Source organism: uncultured Methanobrevibacter sp. (assembly GCF_902764455.1).
Classification (GTDB): domain Archaea; phylum Methanobacteriota; class Methanobacteria; order Methanobacteriales; family Methanobacteriaceae; genus Methanocatella.
Window position 1 is genome coordinate 1 of record NZ_CACWVY010000015.1, and the last position, 20,441, is coordinate 20,441.

A 20,441-nucleotide genomic window follows, 5' to 3' on the forward strand; every position below is an offset into this window, starting at 1 on the left:
TGACTTAAATCAGACCACTTCCGTTAAGGACCAGATGGATGAGGGTAACTGCTGGGCTTTTGCAGCAATTGGAGGATTGGAGTCAAATGTTTTAAAAGCACATAATTTACTACTGGACCTTTCAGAAAACAACATGAAAAACATTGCAAGTAACACATCACCATTCGGCTGGATTTATGAACCAAATTATGGAGGATTTCCATATACACACATAGGTTACCTTGTAAGCTGGTTAGGTCCCGTTTTGGAAGAGGATGATCCGTATATAGAGATTAGTCGATATTCAAATTTGTTTGATAGTGTATTGCACGTCCAGAATATTTTAAACATTAAAAGAGATAACTTCACAGATAATGATGAAATCAAAAAAGCGATAATGAAATATGGAGGAGTAGTATCCTCAATCTATTCAACAAATTCTGTTAAGCAGTATTACAATGAATCCATTTATTCCAATCATGAAATTGTTATTGTAGGTTGGAATGACACAATGGAAATACCTAATGCTCCAGGACTGGGAGCATGGATTTGTAAAAACAGTTGGGGCTCTGAATGGGGAGAAGACGGGTATTTCTATGTTTCATATTATGATACCTCCTGCCCTTCAAAATCAGACTTTTTAGGCACATCCGTAATCATATTCAACAGTACAATAAAATACGAGAAAAATTATCAGTACGATCAGGCACAAACTGATTTCATCAATACCCCAAATGATACAATATTGTATAAAAACAGATTCAATGCAACCAACAATGAACTTTTAGCAGGAGTATCCACATATTTCAAGGAAGATAGCTTTTGGAATTTATCTGTTTATGTCAACAATGCTTTAAAATTTAGTAAAACAGGATTTTCAAAATCAGGATACTGGACAATTGAACTCGGAAAGGTCCTCCCATTGGAAATTGGTGATGTTTTTGAAATAGAATTCCAAATCAATCACAAGAATGCCAGCATCCCTATCTGTGAAGGGGCAATATATGTCAATAAATTTTACAGCGAAAACACCTCATTTATAAGCTTTGACGGTGCAAACTGGACTGACCTCTATGATTATAACTGGAATGACGAAGGAAAAAACACCTTACAGGTAGCATGCATCAAAGCATTCACAGTGCTTAACAATGAGTCATTTATGATGCTTTCACATCAAATCGAAAACCACGAAAATTATCTTGAATTAACAAACGATTATGCATATTCGGATATCGATGCGGAATTTATAAATGGAATTGTCATCGCCAAAGACAATTTCACAATTGACGGACAAGGACATACCATCGACGGAGCTGGACTTGCAAGAATATTCAACATTACAGCAACCAGCGTTACCTTAAAAAACATCAAATTTGTTAATGGTTATGCAGACTACGGTGGAGCAATCTATGACAATAGCGATTATATTTTGATAGACAATTGCACATTCCTGAACAACACTGCAGAATATGGCGGATCAGTATGTTGCAAATTTATAGATATTGTAAACTCAACATTCAAATACAACAGCGCAGCTTGTGGTGGAGCGGTTTATGCCCATGAGTATGTAAAAGTTGAAAACTCTGAATTCAGTGAAAACAATGCCCCATATGGTGGCGCAATATTTGCTCTCGACCTTGGACTGATTCGAGACTCACAATTCAACGAAAACGAAGCAATATATGGCGGTGCAATATATGACGATGAAGGAATTGTAGTTATCGACAATTCTTCATTTGAAAATAATTGTGCTAAAAACGGAGGAGCAATAGCCTCAGATATGGTCCAGATAATCAATTCCAGATTCATTGAGAATTCTGCAAGCTATGCAGGTGGAGCTCTAAACATACGTACCGTTATACAAATAGACAATACCAATTTCACAGACAATACTGCAACCCAATTTGGTGGTGCAATATCTGTTAAAGACACCATCCTCGTGACCAACTCTAAATTCGACGGAAACGAAGCTGAAATCGGAGGTGCAATCGATTCAAGTAATGAAGTAACTGTTGAAGGCTGTGAGTTCGAAGAAAACATTGCAGACTACGGTGGAGCAATTTATTCAAATAATAATCTGATTGTGAAAGACAGCAAATTCCTCGAAAATAGTGCAACCAATGGTGGAGCCCTTTTAAGTAGAAACAATACCCACATAACCAACAGCAGATTTAATAAGAATGATGCTGTGAGTGGAGGAGCAATCCATTCAAATAATAACGTGACTGTTGAAGACTGCGAATTCAACCAAAACGATGCAGACTATGGTGGGGCAATCTACTGTAATTCCGTCTTAAATGTGGAAAACTCTGAATTCATGGAAAATGCTGCAGACTACGGAGGAGCAATATTAGGCCTAGAAGAAATGTATGTAAGCAAAAGCAGGTTCTACAATAATAATGCCGAAAATGGTGGAGCAGTTTGCACCAATAACAGTGCCATCATTGAAGATTGTGACTTCTACGCAAACGAGGGAGAATATGGTGGAGCAATTTACTTCAATCAAAATGGAACTGTAACCACAAGCATTTTCAGACTAAATACTGCAGATTATGGTGGGGCAATCTATAGTAACTCCCAATTGTCAGTAGCAGACTCACAGTTCATAAATAATAAAGCAGAAACAGGAGGAGCAATCTACAATGAGGAAACTAAAACAAGCATATCAAATTCCGCCTTCAAATACAATAATGCATACGATGGCGGAGCAATCTATAACAACTGCAGCAGTTTAACTGTAACAGACTCCGAATTTGCAGACAACACTGCAAAATACGGTGGAGCAATCTACAATGATGATGAAAGTGAAACATATATAACAAACAATACATTCACCGGAAATAATGCAAAAAATAACGGAGGAGCAATCTACAATATCAGATATATTGAAATTTCAGACACCAAATTTGCAAATAATACTGCAAAATACGGTGGAGCAATAGACAGCTATGAATACGAAATAAATATAGAAAATACCCAATTTGCAAATAATACTGCAGAAAAATACGGTGGAGCAATCAATAATGAAAATTCCGAAATATACATAGAAAACTCCAACTTCACACAGAACACCGCCAAATATGGAGGAGCAATCGAAAACAGATATTACTTAGAAATAGAAAATTCCAATATGGAAAACAATTATGCAGAATATGGCGGAGCAATCGATAATAATGCAAGCGAAATAAGTATGAAAAACACACAATTCAAAAACAATACTGCAACAATATCCGGAGGAGCAATCTACAACGATTGTGGTAAAATAGAAATTGCAGATTCCAATTTCACACAAAACACCGCCACATATGGAGGAGCAATCAGAAGTGATGAAGGTGAAACAACAATAGAAAACAGCAACTTCACAAACAATACCGCAGAATATGGTGGAGCAATCTACAATGAAGGAGATGCAACACTTACAAACACAAAATTCACAGACAACAATGCAACTGTCGGTGGGGCAATTGAAACCAAAAGCGACATGTCCATTAGCAATTCTGAATTCATCGGCAATGGTGAAGACTGTATTGATGTTAACTCAGGTGCCAAAATAACTTTAAATAATGTTTCAAGTGATATTCCATTGGTAAACGATACAATAACTATTGCAATCCTTGAAGCCGAAGGTGTTGTGTACGGTGATGACATCAACATTAAAGTTCAGGTAAACAGCAGTGCCATAGCCCCATTGAACAACGGTAAAGTGGTTGTTAATGTTAATGGTGTTGAATATAGTGTTGATGTAAAAGATGGAATCGCAACACTCATTATTCCTCAATTAAATGCTGGAACTTACAATGCCAATGTTACATACATTGACAATGACCTGCAAAGAGCGGAAATTCCAGTTAATTTCACCGTAAATAAAAAAGACATTACAATTAATGCAAAAAATGCAGCATATATCATCAACTACGGTGGAACATACAAAGTGAGTTTCACAAATGTAACTGACGGCACTAATGTAACATTTACCTTAAACGGCAAAAACATTGGAACATCCACCATCATAAATGGAACTGCATCAATAAAATTAACTGCAAAAATCCTAAAAACTGCAAAAGCAGGTAAAAAGAACATGGTAATTAAAATTGGAAACAATAATTACAACCCAATAAACAAAACCGTCAAAATTACCATAAACAAGGAAAAAACAAAAATAACTGCTAAAGCAAAAACATTCAAAAGAACTACAAAAACCAAAAAATACACAATAACCCTAAAAAACAGCAAAAACAAAGCAATGAAAAAAGCAAAAGTCACCTTAAAAGTTAAAGGTAAAACATACAACACAAGAACCAACAGCAAAGGTAAAGCAACCTTTAAAATTACCAAATTAACTAAAAAAGGAACTTACAAAGCAGTTATCAAATATAAAGGAAACAGTTACTACAAAAAAGCAACCAAAAACATTAAAATTAAAATCAGGTAGATGCAACACTCATCTACCACTCTTCTTTTTTTCTAGTGCAGCAAACAACAATTTTTCAAATTTTAGAAAAATTACTATTTTTACCTTCAAAATTCAACACAATACATCTTAAAAAAAACAATAATCCCGATTATTAACAAACCCACAAAAAAAAGACAATAATGCATTGTCAATGCAAGAAAAATTTTTAAAAAAATCACCCACTTTTTGAGCGATAATCAACTAAAAAATTAGTCTGAGAAATATAAAAAATTACTACAAAATCCGCCAAAAAGTATTACTTAGATACTTATCAAAATATATCAAGCTTTAGGCTAATAACATTATTTATAAAAATATACATAAAATAAAAAATATAATATAAATTATGTATTTGAAAAGTAGTGAAGTATACATTATTGTTGGAACAATTGCCATTATTGTTGTCTTTTTTGCTTTTTGCCCAATAGAAATTATAACAATCAACAACCAAACAATGTTTAACACATTTTTTAATTTAAAATTTGAAGATGGAGGAGTTTTTACAGCAATTACTGTTGGGATACTTACTGTTTTGGTTACTGGATATTTTAATATAAAAAATTATAAATCAACGAAATTAACTTCAATACCAACTAACTCTGCAAATTTATTAATTGATTTAGAATACATATTCAATGAATATGAGGTATACGATAAAAATAACGAAGAAGACATATTTTTATTGGTTTTACAAATTTTAAAATATTGGAAAGAACATCAACAGGTATTTAGACTATTAACACCTCATTTTTACAAAAAATTTATGAAAATATGGTCTAAAGCTAAAAATATTAATAAAAATGGAAGCATCCCTGAAAAAAACAGTAAACACATATTGAATGCGATAATAATCCAATTATCTGATATTGCTGTTGCACATGAAAATGATTATTTCACATTCATTGCCCCAGAATTAATTACCGATGATGAAAGTATTGAAAATTTAAATGAAGATTATACTCACTTTAAAATAAGCAAAAAAAATTTTCTAGAATATATTAATAATATCTCTGGGCCTGAAACAAAAAAACAAACTAAAAAAGAATTCTCAAGATTATATAAGGATTTGAGTAAGTTAATTAATGAATTAAAACGTGAAATTGAAGAATACGATTGAAATTTAAAGTAGGGATTAGATGTATGATATTGATGTTGCTATAAAAAATGAAAATGGGGACGTATTAAATAGAGGGAAGTTTGCTGAAAGACTGGCAGAAAGCATTATTGATTACTCCGAACCTTACCCGTTGACTATTGGTATGATTGGAAGTTGGGGATCTGGAAAAACATCTTTAATTAACTTAACTTTAAATTACATTAAAAACCACACAAATGAGGATTATATTATTATCCATTTTAATCCATGGTTTTTTTCAAATCAGAAAAATCTGTTTCTCCAATTCTTTAAGCAAATAATCAATGCTTTGAAAAATAAGGAAAAAGAAAATGAATCAATTGTTCAAAGAACACTTAATCCCCAAACAATATTATTTAAAAAAACAGAAATTGAAGCCCTGGAAGATTATTCCAATTACATAAGATTGAATTTGGATGAAGCTTTTGAAAATACTACTCCAAATGCTAAAAGTATCATAACCGACGATTCTTTAGGATTTTATAAAAAAGAATGTGACAAATATTTTGAAAAATTGAATTTTAAGGTCATAGTTGTTATTGATGATATCGAACGATTAGTGGATTCAGAAATTAATCAGATATTCACATTAGTTAAATCCCTAGCAAATTTCAAAAATTTTATTTATTTACTTAGTTTTGATAAAAATATCGTTACCAAATCATTGGATAGACTTCATTCAGAACAGGGAGATGAATTTATCAATAAAATAATCCAGATTCCCATTATAATTCCCCCTGTCACTGAATCAAAGATGAATGAGCTGATTCAAAAAAATCTAGAACCAATTTATTCTGATTACTTCAAAGAGGAGTTTATTAATCAGTACAATAGATTACTCGATGTATCTAATTTTTTAAATCTTTTTATTAAAGATATTAGAGATTTAAAAAGATTTACAAATTTATTGAACTTTTATTGGAGCATTTTTGTTAAAGAATTGAATATAAATGATTTTATATTAATGTTGGCAATACAACTCTTTGATTATGACTTATTTTTAAAGATAAAAAAACATAAAGATTTATTAACCGTGAATAAGACAGTGTTTGGAAAAAACAATGCAGATATTCAAACTGAAAGATTAAAAGTAATCGAAGAATTTAAAAACAACGAGGACTTTGAAGATTTAAATGCACTATTAGAATTTCTGTTCCCAGTTTTAAATGACCCTACAGATATAGATTATGAAAATTGGGATTTGAAAACCAGAGTATGTAGTGACAATCATTTTGACAATTATTTTTTATTATCTCTTGAAAATAATCAGGTTAGTCAATTGGTTTTAAATAGATTAATTAAAATGGATAATGAAACTGAAATTTATGATATTTTAAATCAGAACCCCAATTTGGACTATAATCATTCCCTAATCTATAACTTTTTAAAAGTTATTCCTGAAATTCCCCAAAAAAATTGTAAATTTTTTGCAAAAGCATTTCTGAAATGCGGAGATGCCCTAAATCTCTACCCCGATACAATGAGATTTCTCCCCATTATACTAAAAAAATTACTTAGAAGAATAAACGATGAAAATGAATGTTTTGAAATTTTAAAAGAAAGTGCAAAATACGAAAACAATGTATTTACCCACTCACAATTCATTTATTCCCACACAAAGATAAATAACAAAATATTTACAGAAACTCATCTTGAAGAACTTAAAAAGCAAAGCATTGCAAAAATTAATCAATCCAGCAAAAAAGAATTCTTTTTAAATCAAACATTCCTACAGGAAATGCTAATCATTTGGGAAAACCTAGAAAATAAATGGGTAGTTAAAAACTACATTTTAGAAAATGTAAACACCCCTACAGAAATATTATCTTTTATAAGCAAATTTCAAATAAAAAGAAACATTGAAATTGATTTTAACTATGATAAATTAGACAGTTACCATGGATTGGAATTTTACAAAAGCAAAGTAACCGAAATACTGGCCATTCCCGAAACTCCTCAAGAAATTAAGGAATTCTGTGAAATTTTTTTAGGGAGATTGAGAGAATAAAAAAATTTATTTAACTATAAAAAAAGAGATTATCATAACTATATTTACTTTCGTGATGTGATTTGCTATGACTAAAACGGACAATAATTTAAAAAAATATCTTAATGACTTTTTTGACAATATCGAGTTATATGATGATATAAAAAACAATTGTGATTATAAAAATACTCTAAAAACATACATCGATACATTCCTAGAACAACAAACAACAAAATCAGCATATGAAATATATGAAACCTTTTTCATGATTTACCAGATTATCAATGAAGACAAATCAGAACATACAATAATCACTCCAAATGAACCAAATACCCTTTTAGAATTAGTAAGTCTTATGAAAAAATACGAAGAAAATACAGGAGACTTAATTGATAAACAAAGAGACCATTTCATTCATTCAGTTAATGTATTCTTATTAGGATTGTCCATTTACTCACAAAACGAAAAATATCAAAAATATTTCAAAGACTATGTTAGAAATAGCCCTTATGAAAAATATTACAGATTTGAAAATAATGAAGTTACCAATGAGGAATTCCTTTATCGCTGGGGAATAGCTTCCCTTTTCCATGACATCGGTTATCCTGTTGAAATTATTGGAAAACAAATGAAAAATTTTATTAATAATAGTGTAAAATCAATTGATGATTCATATAATGTAAATCCCGGCATCGATTTTAAAGATTTTAACGAATTCAATTCTATCGTTAAACAAAAATCCGATTTTGCAGACAAATTTAGAGAAAGTTATACTCATGCCAAATTCCTAAATATGTTCAAACCTACAGACATTATGGCATGTAAAATATATGAAGATTTTAAAGATGAACTTGAACTGAAAAGCATAACTCGAAATCTGGATAATTTTGTCAATACAATGGGCGAACAAGGGTTTATAGATCATGGATTTTTCAGTTCAATATTAGTATTAAATTCATATGGATATTTAATTCAAAATTATGAGAAAAAATACAGTTTCTTCTTTTATCCAATTGTAGACAGTGCAACTGCAATATTGCTCCACAATTATTATCGAAATACCCTTCAAGCTGAACCCTTCAATTTAGGCAGATTGTCGCCTGCAAAAAGTCCAATTTCATTTTTATTAATACTATGTGATGAACTTCAAGAATGGAACCGTAGACCTTGGGGACTGCAAGACAGATTAAAAAACCATGTTGATGATGTAATTACAGACATTACTCCCGATTCATTATACATCAAATATATTATCAAAACAGGAACTATGGGAAATAAATTTTTAACTAGTAAAAAAGAGTTATTTGATAAGGTTTTGGATATAGAATCCATTTTCAAAGATGGAATATTCCTTAAAACCAACATAGAAAAAGACAATATCATGAAAGAACTCATTTATACTGAAGTCGATAGTGCAGATCCTTTGCTTAAACTTACCAGCAACTTGCCAAGATATCTCTATGAGGCATATGCAAAATATTATGGAGAACCTAACCCTAAACCATTTGATGAATTGGAACCACAAGAAAAATATTCCAATATAAGGCAAGCCAAATCCATTTCCAAAAATTTAAAAATAATAGGATGTAAACTTGCATTAAAAAATGATAAACATGAAGAATATACTCCATCAGATAGCGAACTTAAAGATTTAGGAATGTATGAGCATAAAGATTGGTATTGTGAAAAAATAACTGCTGGATGGAGTCCAGGAGTTAAAAAAGATGAAGTGAATCTAATTAACCCTCACTTGGTTTCATGGGAAAAACTAGATGACGATACCCGTCAATTTAATATAGACACCTATAGAAATCTACCATATATTTTAGAGCCAATCGGTTTGAAGATTATTATAAATAACACTCGTTTGATAACAGCAGAACTGCATGAATATTACAACGAAGTATATAATGACAATAATCCTTTTGATGATTTAGATATTGATGATAAATACTTTAACTACACTCAAACTGGCCAAATGATAAAAGCCCTTAATAAAAAAGGATATGAAATTGTTCCAATCGACTATGCAGCAGAAGCCGTTACAGAATTTAGTCCTGAAGAATTGGAATTTTTAGCTAAAAATGAACATGAACAATGGTGTGAATACAAATCTGAATTAGGATGGACATATGCTGATGAAAAATCAAATGAAAATAAGACTAATCCAAAACTCCGCGAATGGGAAGCATTAGATGAAGAAACCCGTCAATTCAACATAAACACATATAAAAATCTTCCAAGACTATGCTCCAGTGAAAGAGTAGGGCTAAAAATTGTTAAAGCATGACCTCTCAAATAGATGGATGTGGATTCGTGAAATGGCAAAAAGCGACAATATTCCTCAGCAGCACTTTTAATGACATGCATGCAGAAAGGGATTACTTTATTAAGGAAATATTCCCTGAACTCAATAGTTGGGCTAAAAGGCATAAAATACAAACAGCATACATTGATTTAAGATGTGAAAATACTGAAGAAATTGAAAATAATGGTGCAGTAGCTACATCCCTTAAACATATAGACAAATCCCGTCCTTTTTTCCTTTGTTTTATCGGCCAAAGGATAGGATGGATCCCTAATTTTGAAAATGACATTGACGAAGAAACCAGATATAGATACCCATCTATTAAAAAACTTATTGACAATAAATCCATTACTGAAATCGAAATAGAACATTCATTATTTCACCCATTATCCCAAAGAATAAATGAAAACGAAATCAGAACATGCCCTCCAACTAAACATAATCTTTTCTTCTTTAGACAAAATAATTATATTAAATACCTCAATAAAGCTCAAAAAAGCATCTACACCAATGATAATGAAAAATTAGAAAAAATTAAAGCGAGAATTATAAAAAAATCAGTTATTGAAGATGAGAAAAATTTAAAAAGAAAAGATGATGAAAAAATTTATGTTCAAGTGAATACCTACTATGGAGAATGGGACAAGAAGTTAAAAATAAAACAACTTTCACATTTTAAAAATTCTGCAGATGATGGCGGATTAACTAATTTCAAATGTGAAAATAAACCTTTAAAAGAAATAATCCTTAACCAACTAAAAGAACAAATTCTTCTTGCTTTTCCGCAAAATAAGAAAAACAATGTTGAATCTACAACTATCTCACAGATTTCATAACAATTTGAGTAAAGTATATATTAATAGTAATTCTTATCAAAATAGAATTATCTGAAGCATAAGTATTTTTTGTTTGAAATAAACACAATTTTACAGACTCAAAACAGTATTGCAATATAAGTTAATAAAATTGTAAAAAAATTCCCATAAAATAAGGAAATAATCTTATTTCGAAAATCGAATATTTGAATCAAACTTAAAGAAAAATTAATATAATTTTCAATTTTAAATAATAATCAAAAAGTTTACATCAATTTAATTTTTAACGACATCATCAAAAATTGATAAACTCAAGCAATAGCCAAAAACGTATCCTCTTAATACTTCAATAAATATTATTCAATTAAAATACTCCCAATTAAAGATATTTAAAAATTTCATCAAATTGTATAAACTACTAATAATTTTACAACAAAAAATAACCCAACCATAAACATATAACCTCCTAAATAGAAATCCACAAAATATTAAAAGAAAAAACCCTATAAATTTTTTTAAATTAACCAAATCCCAAAACAAGGCCAGTACAAAAAAGGCAATAATGCAATCTCAATACAAGAAAAATTTTTAAAAAAAATCACCCAATTTTTGAGAGATAATGTCCTAAAAAATACTTCTAAGAAAATTAAAAACTTACTACAAAAAGTGCCAAAAAGTATTACTTAGATAGCTTTTTATACTATGAAATAAAATATAAAATATGCTAATGCAAATAAAATAAAAGTTCATTTAATCGTCCTTTAGGCGGATTCACTCTATTAATCACTCCATTTAACTCAAGCCTAAAGGCATGAACTTATTTTATTGAAATAACTATTTTTTTAAGAAAAATTTTTAAAGATTAATTTGCTTATTTTATTCTAAAAAGTATTACTCACCAATGCTTAATTTTGCATAATGGAATACCTTTGAAACTAAAAAATAATTTGATTAAAAAATACTTATTGAAAACAATATTGAACTAGACATGAAATCATAATCAAAAAATAAAATTTAAAACAAATGATAGAAAAGAATTAAAACTCATATAGCCAAATTCCAAAATTACACTATGATTCCCTGCAGACACATTTCAGAAGAAAATTAACCCTACCTTAAATTAATTTTATGATTAATTAAATTATAAAATACAAACTTTCCCATTAAAATAAATTAACAATACATTAAAATAAAACATCAAATTTATTAAATTAATTGATAGTTAAACGTGCATATAGATTAAGCTATATTTTTTTAGAAATTTCATCACAAATTGTTTTTGCAATTTGTTTTTTAGATGCCAACGGAACAGACAGCACATTATCATCGACAATTAAAACCTCATTATTGTCAGATCCGAAATGGCATTCCTCTCTTGAGATATCATTGGCAATGACCAAATCAGTTCCTGCATTTTCAATTTGTTTTCTGGCACATAGAATTATTTCCTCACGGGAGATATTAAATTCCGCTTTGAAGCCAACTAAGAAAATATTGGGATTGACCTTTTTAATCTGGCGAATAATTTTAGTTGTTGGTTTGAGATCCAAAAATAAGGAACTGCTGGAATCCAGTTTTTTATCAGATTTTTGTCTAAATTCAAAATCAGATACCGCTGCGGTAGAAATAAATATATCAAAATCCGGAACCAGACCTAAAATAACATCATTCATCTCACTGCTGGTTTCCACATAAATTACATCATCAAAAACGGAAGGAATTTCAACACTAACATTAGCAACTACCAATTTTAAATCAGCACCTCTAATATAAGCTTCTTTTGCAAGTTCCAAACCCATTTTTCCAGAAGATTTATTGGTAATCCCCCTTACAGAATCAATAGGTTCATAAGTTCCGCCCAAACTTATTAAAACTCTTTTACCTTTAATAATATCAATCCTTTTTGTGCAAATTAATTGTTCTTAAAGATTCTAAAACTATATCCTCTTTTGACGGGAATTTAGCTTTTCCTTCATCCATCCTAGGTTTGATGAATGTTGCAGAACCCTCCTCTTTAATCTTTTCAATATTTTCCTTAATGGCCCTGTACATTGAATCATGCATTGAAGGAACAAATATTATAGGAGTATTATGACCATAAGCAGTGATTAAAAGAGTTGAAATAGGATTATCAGCAATTTTATGTGCAAATTTAGAAATAGTATTAGCAGTAGCCGGTGCAACTAAAATTAAATCTTCCTGAGAATATTTGACATGCTCAATTTTGCCTGTCAATTCAGTTATTACCTCACTGCCTGTTGCAAATTCCATTGCATTAGGATTTATAATATCACAAGCTGACTCACTCATAAAACATTTAACTTCAAAATCATTTCTTCTTAGCTCACGAGCTAGTTTAATTGACTCTGTTGCAGCAATACTGCCAGTAACACATAAAATAATCATATAAAACACCTTAAAAAAAAGAATTATGAAATTTTAATGTTTGATAAAATATAATCAAAAACATACAAATTTTTCTCAAACTGATTCAATGGCGCACTGTACATTATAACATAAGCCTGGCCATCTTTTTCAAACCAAACAGCCTTATGCTCTTTTTGGACATCATTTTGAGTGGAAGTATAAATATATTCTTCTGCCTGTACATTATCAAGAGCAACGCTTCCTGATGAAACTAGCTGAAATGAACTGTCCTTTTGCATTTTATCATAAGATTCATTTACAAATGTGGAAAAATCACCTTCGAGAGGTTTCTTTTCAACATTAACATTTACCTGACCAATACCAAATGCATCAATTGAATCAACTTTGGAGATAGCCATTATAGAGTAATTTGACAGTGCACGAGAATTTCCCCAATCGGAAGGATATTGTATAGTGATACCTCCCTTGGACAAAGTCAATAAACTTACATCAGTATTATTATCCGCACTTGCAACAGCACTAACAGAAATTAAGAGCAATGAAATTATTAAAACAATTATAGTTCCTTTAAACATATTACCTTTCATAATATCACCTTAATGGAAAATTATCCCCTACCCGAACCTGAAGAACTCGAAGATCTCGAACTAGAAGAACTCGAAGAACTTCCGGACTGCGAAGATTGACTTGACTGTTGAGAACTTTGACTGGAGCTACTATATGAATTATCATAACTATTCGAACTGTCCGTAGTAGTCTCTATATCATCACCATAACTATACGTATAATTTGAAGTATAATTATCAACAGTATACTTTGCTGTAGCATTTGCCTGTTTTACATCATTTTTAAATTCAGGGAATGCAGTATCATCAACAACAGCTACAGTATCAGTATCAGATATAGTTCCAAAGTCAAAATTAAATATTCCGTACGCAGTACCTGCAGTAAAACCAATTACTAAAATCAACAACAGCAGCAATTTGAAAGTTCCACTATCCATTGCAGATTTTTTATTTTTATTATACTTTGCATCGGACTTTTTAGGATTAATTATATATTTTTGAACTAAATCTTGTTCTTCCTTTTTCTTGTTTTTGGTAGGTTTTCTCTTTCTTTTCTTATGAGTTTCTTTGGAAGGCTTACCTTGCATAGATCTAATCCTTCTGGTAGCTGCTTTAGCATCTATGGAATTTAGTTTATCTTCATATTTAGATCTAAAATAGCTGTACTTTTCTGCAGATATTTTACCAGAGTTATAATCAGATTCTAAATTACTCATAATATTTAGAAGTTTTTCTCTTTCATCTGTCATGCCTACCCTCCCTGAATTGTACATGATTAATTATATCAAAACATTAATTTAAAGTTTACTTAAAATTCAGGAAAAGAACCTAAAATCTTTAAATAATAAGTATTTTCTTCAATTTCATCCAGGATTTCCTTGACCAAATCATCTTCAATATGGCCGTTAAAGTCAACAAAGAATAAATATTTCCCTAAACCTTTTTTAGAAGGTCTGGACTCAATTTTTGTCAGGTTAATGTTATTTTTCTGGAAAATTCCCAAAATTTTATACAACCCACCCGGCTTATCTTCATAAATTGAAAATATAATAGAAGTTTTATCCTTTCCGGTTTTTTCATGCTGCTTTTTTGAAACAACAACAAATCTTGTTTCATTATTGTCCATATCCTGAATATTGGATTTTAATATTTCCAAACCGTACAGTTCAACAATCTTTGCATTACCTATAGCCGCTTTAGAATTGCATCCGATAATATCTTTTGCAGCCCTTGCAGTACTTACTGCATAATGTGGCTGAATCTTATTTCTGCTTACAAATTCCTGACATTGTGCCAAGGCCTGAGCATGAGAGTACACATCCTCAATATCCTCCATCGTACAGCCGGGATTGACAATCAGATTTTGATTAATCGGAATAATTATCTCTTTAAAAATTTTTAAATCAAATTTATGGGCTAGCGAATCTAATGTAATACCAACCGGTCCTTCGATAGAATTTTCTATAGGAACAACACCATATGAACATTCTCCATTGGCAACACTTTCCAAAACTGCAGGAATAGTGCAATATGGTATCAGTTCATCACTCACCATACTAGCTGCTTCGTGAGTAAATGTTCCTTTAGGACCTAAAAATGAAATTAATGTAATTTTTAAACCCCCTAAAAAAAAATAAAAAAAAGCAGTATAGTAAAAACTATACTTAATTTAAGATTCTAATTTTTCAATTAGTTTTAAAATATCTGTTTGTGTAATAATACCCACTACTTTACCATCTTCAACAACAGGCAAACCGTTAAATCCGGTTTCCATTATGATTTGAGATATTTCAGTAATGGACATATCTTTAGTTACAGAAGTTGGATTTGTAGACATAATGTCTTCAACCAAGAGTTCTTTGATTTGAGATTTTTGATATTTTTCAGGAACTTTTTTTCTAAAGTCAATGAAAGCTCTCATCAAATCTTTAGAAGTAATCATTCCGACAAGTTCTTCATCATCAACAACAGGCAGTCTTCCAACATTAGATTCAATCATTTGTCTTCTTGCATGAACAATTCTTTCTGTTGAAGAAACTGTAACTAACTCTTTAGACATTATTTCTTTTACAGTTATTTTATCAAATGCAATACCAGTTGCAAGAGTAACGAAATCAGCTTTAGAAACAATTCCTACCATTTTTTCATCATCCATGACCGGAACTGATCCGATTCCATTATCTAACATTAATTTTGCAACATCTTCCAATTGCATTTCTTTTGGAACTGTAAATACATCTTTAACCATTACAGATGAAATATGAAGTCTTGATGCAGGCATGCTTTCATATTTTGAAGAACCAAGCTTATTAGCTATGTCCCTTTCTGAAATAATACCAACTAATTCTTTGTTATTAGTTACAGGTAAACGGGAAACGTTGTGTTTACGTAACAATTTTAAAGCATCAGAAAGATTTTGATCTTTGTCCACAGTAATTAAATCTTCAGACATCAAATTCTTAATTTGCATATTATCATCTCCTTAAAAAGTTATTTAATATCTTTTAACTGCGTTTAAAACGTCTCTTTCAGTAATAATACCCATTACTTTATCATCTTTAACAACAGGCACTCCACCAATATTTTTTTCAGAGAAGAGTTCGCATAACTCGCCAATTGTCATAGTTGGTTCAACGGTAATTGGGTCGTCGACCATAATATCTGAAACAACAGTTTTTAACACATCAGTTGCTAAATTGGAATTTAAATTATCGAATAATTCTTTTGCATTCAAGAATCTTATAACATCAGTAGAAGTTATAATACCTAATAATTTTTTAGCAGCTTTGGAAATATCTGCTTCACCACCAACGATAGGAATTCTTCTTAAACTGTTCCTAACCATAATTTTACATGCACCTTCCAAAGGTGTTCCAGGAGTAGTAGTGAAAACTTTAGGACTCATATAATCTTGTACAGTGTCTTTTCCAGCCATTCCTGCTAAAGATAAAGCAATATCTCTTTCAGTTACAATACCTGCAAGTTTTCCATCTGCATCAACAAGAGGCAGAGCACCTAACTGGTCTGCTAACATGACATCAATTGTATCAGCAATTGAAGATTTGTTTGATAATGTAATCAAGTCACGAGTCATAATCTCTTTAACAGGTTCATTAATTGCAGCTAAGAAGTTATCATCGTATTTTTTCTCAATAATGTTGAATTTTTTTCCTCCACCAAAGAAATCTAATATATCCATTACTGTAACAATACCTAACAATTTTCCAGAACCTGGATCAGTGACTGGTAACCTCCTGAATTCATGTTCCATCATTACTTTAGCAGTGTCTTTGATACTTTTTGAAGGAGGGATTGAAACAACATCTCTGGTTGCAATAGCCATGATGTCTCCTTCTTTATCATGAACTTTTGTCTCACGTTCAACTGCACCTGTATTTGATTTTCTGTTAACGGATGTTTTATCTTTCATTTTCACACCTCAATTTACAATTGCGCTTCAAAAATTAAATAAAATCAATATTAAAAACAAAGTTACTCAATATCCAAAATCTTATGGATTTGAGGAATGGTGGAAACTTCAAAATATTGCCCAACAATTTCAGAAAATTTAAATAATCTAAAATTAATGTCTTTCCAGTCTTCCAATGGACTAGAAGGTTGGATAATTATTTTAATGTTGCTTTTGTTTGAAATATTCTGGTATAATTTTTCAACTACCCCTTTGAATGACTTTATTTTTGTTGAAGGCAATATAACTACTTTACAATATACACTTATGGACTTCGCCATTAATAAATTTAGTGATTTAATCTCATTTAAAAAAATACTTTCATCAAATTCTCCATCAAAATGCTCTGGTAACTTAATATCCAAAGAAACGATGTCCAATTTATCAATCAAATCAATATTTTCCGGCAAAGTTCCATTAGTTTCAAGCATAATATTTAAATTAAAATTCTTGCTAACCTCATCAATAAATTCCGGATAAAGGCTAGGCTCACCTCCAGTAAATGAAATGCTTTTACAGTCCGGAGTTAAAATCTTTTTTATCTTCTCCGTTACTTCTAATGGAGTCATTAACTTTCCAGACTTCACAGATTTACTATCATTGGTGTCACAATAATTGCAATTTAAATTACAGCCCGCAAATCTAACAAAAATTTGTCTTTCCCCAATTAATAGTCCTTCACCTTGAAAAGATGAAAAAATTTCAATTATAGGAGCTTTCATTATAAATCTTTCCTATATACTGCTCCCTGACCAATTCCTTCATTAACACAAACTGCTATTGAATTCAAATTATCATAATCCTCTGAAAGTTTTTTAGCCAAAGTTTCAGCAAAGAATTTAGATAACTCTTCAGCAGAAGTATACGGAAGAGGTAAAAATACACAGTCCTCAGATGGAACTGAATATCCTTTTCCATCAATTTTAAAGCGAACAGAACCTTGTTCTTTTAAATCAAAAATAGAATCTGATTTTTTATCAAAATCCTTGAACTCTATTAATTTATTATAAACAGGAATCAACAATCTGTGATCCAATTCATTACAGATTGTTTTAGTATAACTTTTAACATCTTTAAAGTCGACTACAAATTCAAATTCCCCCGCTCTTTCACCATCAATTTCAACATCCACAAAGTATGAATGTCCATGAATAAATCCGCAGGATTCATGTCCGGGGATAACATGAGCAGAAGAGAATCTTAAATTTGATTGAATACCGTTAATTAAAATTTTCATCATAACACCTTAGTTTTACTTATATCATTTTCAATTGTTTTTAACTCATCAATGAACCTTTTTACTGTTTCATTGATTAATTCTAATAAATTATCTTCATTAAATACTTGTTTTCCATCAATTTTTATATCATAAAGGCCAATTGTATCCACATCATCAGGAGTTCCCTTATCTTCCAGATTAAGTGCAAAATGAATTTTTGCAGAGCTTAAGGAAATACTTGCTATTGAAATTGAGAGTTTTCCGCCATCGACAAAAATGTCATCACCTTCTCTTTTTGAAGGAACACCATATTCTGTTAGAATTTCTCTAAAAATCATTACTAAAAGCCTTTGTCTTAGATAAGCAATCCTCATGTTTGGGGGCTGTTGGTCAAAAAATTCGCAGATGAAATTAACCATATAATTAGATTTAATTTCAAGACCAACATCTGCAAAATCCTTCAGATTATCCGGAACGATATTAACAGGTCCAATCCAAGTTATAACAGATGACCCGTAAATACCAAACTCCTGAAAAGCCCATGACGGATTAATTTGACTTCCATCATATTCAAATTTTTCATCAATATGCCTATGAGTAATAATCATGATAAAAACCTAAAAATATTAAATACCTATTAATATTTAGTTAAAGGTATTAAAAAAAGTATCGTATTTAATAAGAGATGGCTTTTAGAAAACCTCATTTTTATTGAATTTAGATTAATCGATAGATATTGTATATTGTGTTTTTGAGTTTTGTTTCTTTGTTTGATAATTGCAGGCTTCTACTTCTTTTTGTTCTATTGAATATTCTTTTTATTACACTTAATATTGATTTTACATTGTTATGTATTTCTTTATTAGATGTTTGATGAATTTTAACAGTTATAATATCCTTATTAATTTCTTTAATTTTTTTGAGTGCCGGTTTTTCAAAACCAAAATCTGAAAGATTTAATTGGTTTGAAACAAACTACTAACTGGAAAATAGGTATTTCTTGATTCATATAAATATTTATTACCTATTTTAATATATATAATTAAATATTGCTTATTTTTTCTAATTGATTGAAATTTTAAATGTAGATATGAATACACAATAATCAGATTACTTCAAAAGATTATAAGTAAAAATAGATTTTTTAAAAAATTTTGAAAAAATCAAATAGGATTTCTACAAAGCCAAAAAAAAAGAAAAAATAAAAAGAAATCTAAACTATTCCTTGTGCGGGAACAAGGTAAAACCACCTCTATCCTAAATTTCATCCCTAATGGATATAAAAATTCCAATAGATTTAATATAGGAGAGGTTCAACACCTTCCCATATTAATACAAATAGCATGATTTCTAAAGACTTCGTAGTTTAACATTTCCTTTTGAATTCTATATTAACAAGATAATACAAAGCAATAAGGAAACCAATAAACCTAAAACATCCAAATCATTATTAGATGAGAAAGCTATTGTATCATAATCCTTATCATCAGTACCACCAACACTAGTTTCATTTTTATCATCTAAGAGATTTTGATCTTGATTAATGCTTTTTGAAACGGATACCTGATTTTCTGATAATGTGTCGGGGACTTCAAAACTTGCTGAAGCTCCAAGGCTGGTGGTCATGCAAGATTGTAAATCTTCTAGACCGAATCCTTCTTGAGAATCATCATCACATATGTCTTCATTATCATCTTCACTATTATTATTTGAATCGGCACATGTCCTGTTTTTAAGTGAGGATGTAGTTTTATATGCAATGCAGGGTCCATCAAGATAGTATGAAATTAATTTGTTGAGTCTTATGGAAGAATTTGTATAATTTCCACATCCTCCTTCATCATCCCAGTCATCAAAATCATCAGAATCATCATCACCATAATCATCGTCCCAGTCATCATCATCCCAGTCATCAAAATCATCAGAATCATCATCACCATAATCATCGTCCCAGTCATCATCATCCCAGTCATCATCATCCCAGTCATCAAAATCATCAGAATCATCATCGCCATAATCATCGTCCCAGTCCTCATCATCCAAATCATCAAAACCAACATCCAAATCGTCTAAACTATCATCCCAGTCCTCATCATCCAAATCATCAAAACCAACATCCAAA

At 30.5% G+C, this 20,441-nt stretch carries 16 protein-coding genes; 5 read left to right on the forward strand and 11 right to left on the reverse strand.

Features of this window, described 5'->3' with window-relative positions; all coding sequences use genetic code 11:
* The 5 genes from QZU75_RS05970 to QZU75_RS05990 all read left to right on the forward strand — a co-directional run.
* Positions 1-4,411: right-handed parallel beta-helix repeat-containing protein (locus QZU75_RS05970; RefSeq protein WP_296882267.1), on the forward strand; the 4,411-nt coding region annotated here is incomplete at its 5' end.
* 367 nt (positions 4,412-4,778) lie between these two features.
* On the forward strand, positions 4,779-5,549 hold the full coding sequence (locus tag QZU75_RS05975) for a hypothetical protein (RefSeq protein ID WP_296882269.1): 771 nt from the start codon (positions 4,779-4,781) through the stop codon (positions 5,547-5,549).
* Positions 5,550-5,568: 19 nt separating this feature from the next.
* Positions 5,569-7,575, forward strand: a complete 2,007-nt coding sequence (locus QZU75_RS05980) for a P-loop NTPase fold protein (RefSeq protein WP_296882271.1) — start codon at positions 5,569-5,571, stop codon at positions 7,573-7,575.
* 67 nt (positions 7,576-7,642) lie between these two features.
* Positions 7,643-9,844: a RyR domain-containing protein gene (locus QZU75_RS05985; protein ID WP_296882272.1), complete on the forward strand. Its 2,202-nt coding sequence runs from the start codon at positions 7,643-7,645 to the stop codon at positions 9,842-9,844.
* A gap of 26 nt (positions 9,845-9,870) precedes the next feature.
* A complete protein-coding gene (locus QZU75_RS05990; protein ID WP_296882274.1) occupies positions 9,871-10,698 on the forward strand; it encodes a DUF4062 domain-containing protein in 828 nt (275 codons plus the stop codon).
* A 1,223-nt stretch (positions 10,699-11,921) separates the two neighbouring features.
* On the opposite strand, the gene QZU75_RS05995 is transcribed toward QZU75_RS05990, so the two are convergent.
* The 11 genes from QZU75_RS05995 to QZU75_RS06045 all read right to left on the reverse strand — a co-directional run.
* Positions 11,922-12,539 (reverse strand): phosphopantothenoylcysteine decarboxylase, encoded by a 618-nt coding sequence (locus QZU75_RS05995; protein WP_296882276.1) that lies wholly within the window; start codon positions 12,537-12,539, stop codon positions 11,922-11,924.
* A gap of 31 nt (positions 12,540-12,570) precedes the next feature.
* Positions 12,571-13,083, reverse strand: a complete 513-nt coding sequence (locus QZU75_RS06000; protein ID WP_296882278.1) for a flavoprotein — start codon at positions 13,081-13,083, stop codon at positions 12,571-12,573.
* Between the two features lie 23 nt (positions 13,084-13,106).
* Entirely contained in the window at positions 13,107-13,652 is a 546-nt protein-coding gene (locus QZU75_RS06005) for a PsbP-related protein (RefSeq protein WP_296882280.1), read from the reverse strand.
* A gap of 20 nt (positions 13,653-13,672) precedes the next feature.
* Positions 13,673-14,380, reverse strand: a complete 708-nt coding sequence (locus tag QZU75_RS06010) for an endoglucanase (RefSeq protein ID WP_296882281.1) — start codon at positions 14,378-14,380, stop codon at positions 13,673-13,675.
* Between the two features lie 59 nt (positions 14,381-14,439).
* Complete coding sequence (pheA, locus tag QZU75_RS06015) at positions 14,440-15,243, reverse strand: prephenate dehydratase (RefSeq protein WP_296882398.1); 804 nt, start codon at positions 15,241-15,243, stop codon at positions 14,440-14,442.
* Positions 15,244-15,300: 57 nt separating this feature from the next.
* Complete coding sequence (locus QZU75_RS06020; protein WP_296882283.1) at positions 15,301-16,101, reverse strand: CBS domain-containing protein; 801 nt, start codon at positions 16,099-16,101, stop codon at positions 15,301-15,303.
* Between the two features lie 24 nt (positions 16,102-16,125).
* Positions 16,126-17,061 carry a CBS domain-containing protein gene (locus QZU75_RS06025; RefSeq protein ID WP_296882285.1) on the reverse strand — a complete coding sequence of 312 codons (936 nt, stop codon included), beginning with the start codon at positions 17,059-17,061 and terminating at the stop codon, positions 16,126-16,128.
* Between the two features lie 62 nt (positions 17,062-17,123).
* Entirely contained in the window at positions 17,124-17,822 is a 699-nt protein-coding gene (locus QZU75_RS06030; protein WP_296882286.1) for a 7-carboxy-7-deazaguanine synthase QueE, read from the reverse strand.
* Positions 17,822-18,337: a 6-carboxytetrahydropterin synthase gene (locus tag QZU75_RS06035; RefSeq protein WP_296882288.1), complete on the reverse strand. Its 516-nt coding sequence runs from the start codon at positions 18,335-18,337 to the stop codon at positions 17,822-17,824. The genes QZU75_RS06030 and QZU75_RS06035 overlap by 1 nt, the downstream gene beginning before the upstream one ends.
* Positions 18,337-18,927 (reverse strand): DUF366 family protein, encoded by a 591-nt coding sequence (locus tag QZU75_RS06040; protein WP_296882289.1) that lies wholly within the window; start codon positions 18,925-18,927, stop codon positions 18,337-18,339. Before QZU75_RS06040 ends, QZU75_RS06035 begins: the two co-directional genes overlap by 1 nt.
* A 778-nt stretch (positions 18,928-19,705) precedes the next feature.
* A partial coding sequence (locus QZU75_RS06045; protein ID WP_296882291.1) for a hypothetical protein occupies positions 19,706-20,441 on the reverse strand: 736 nt, incomplete at its 5' end.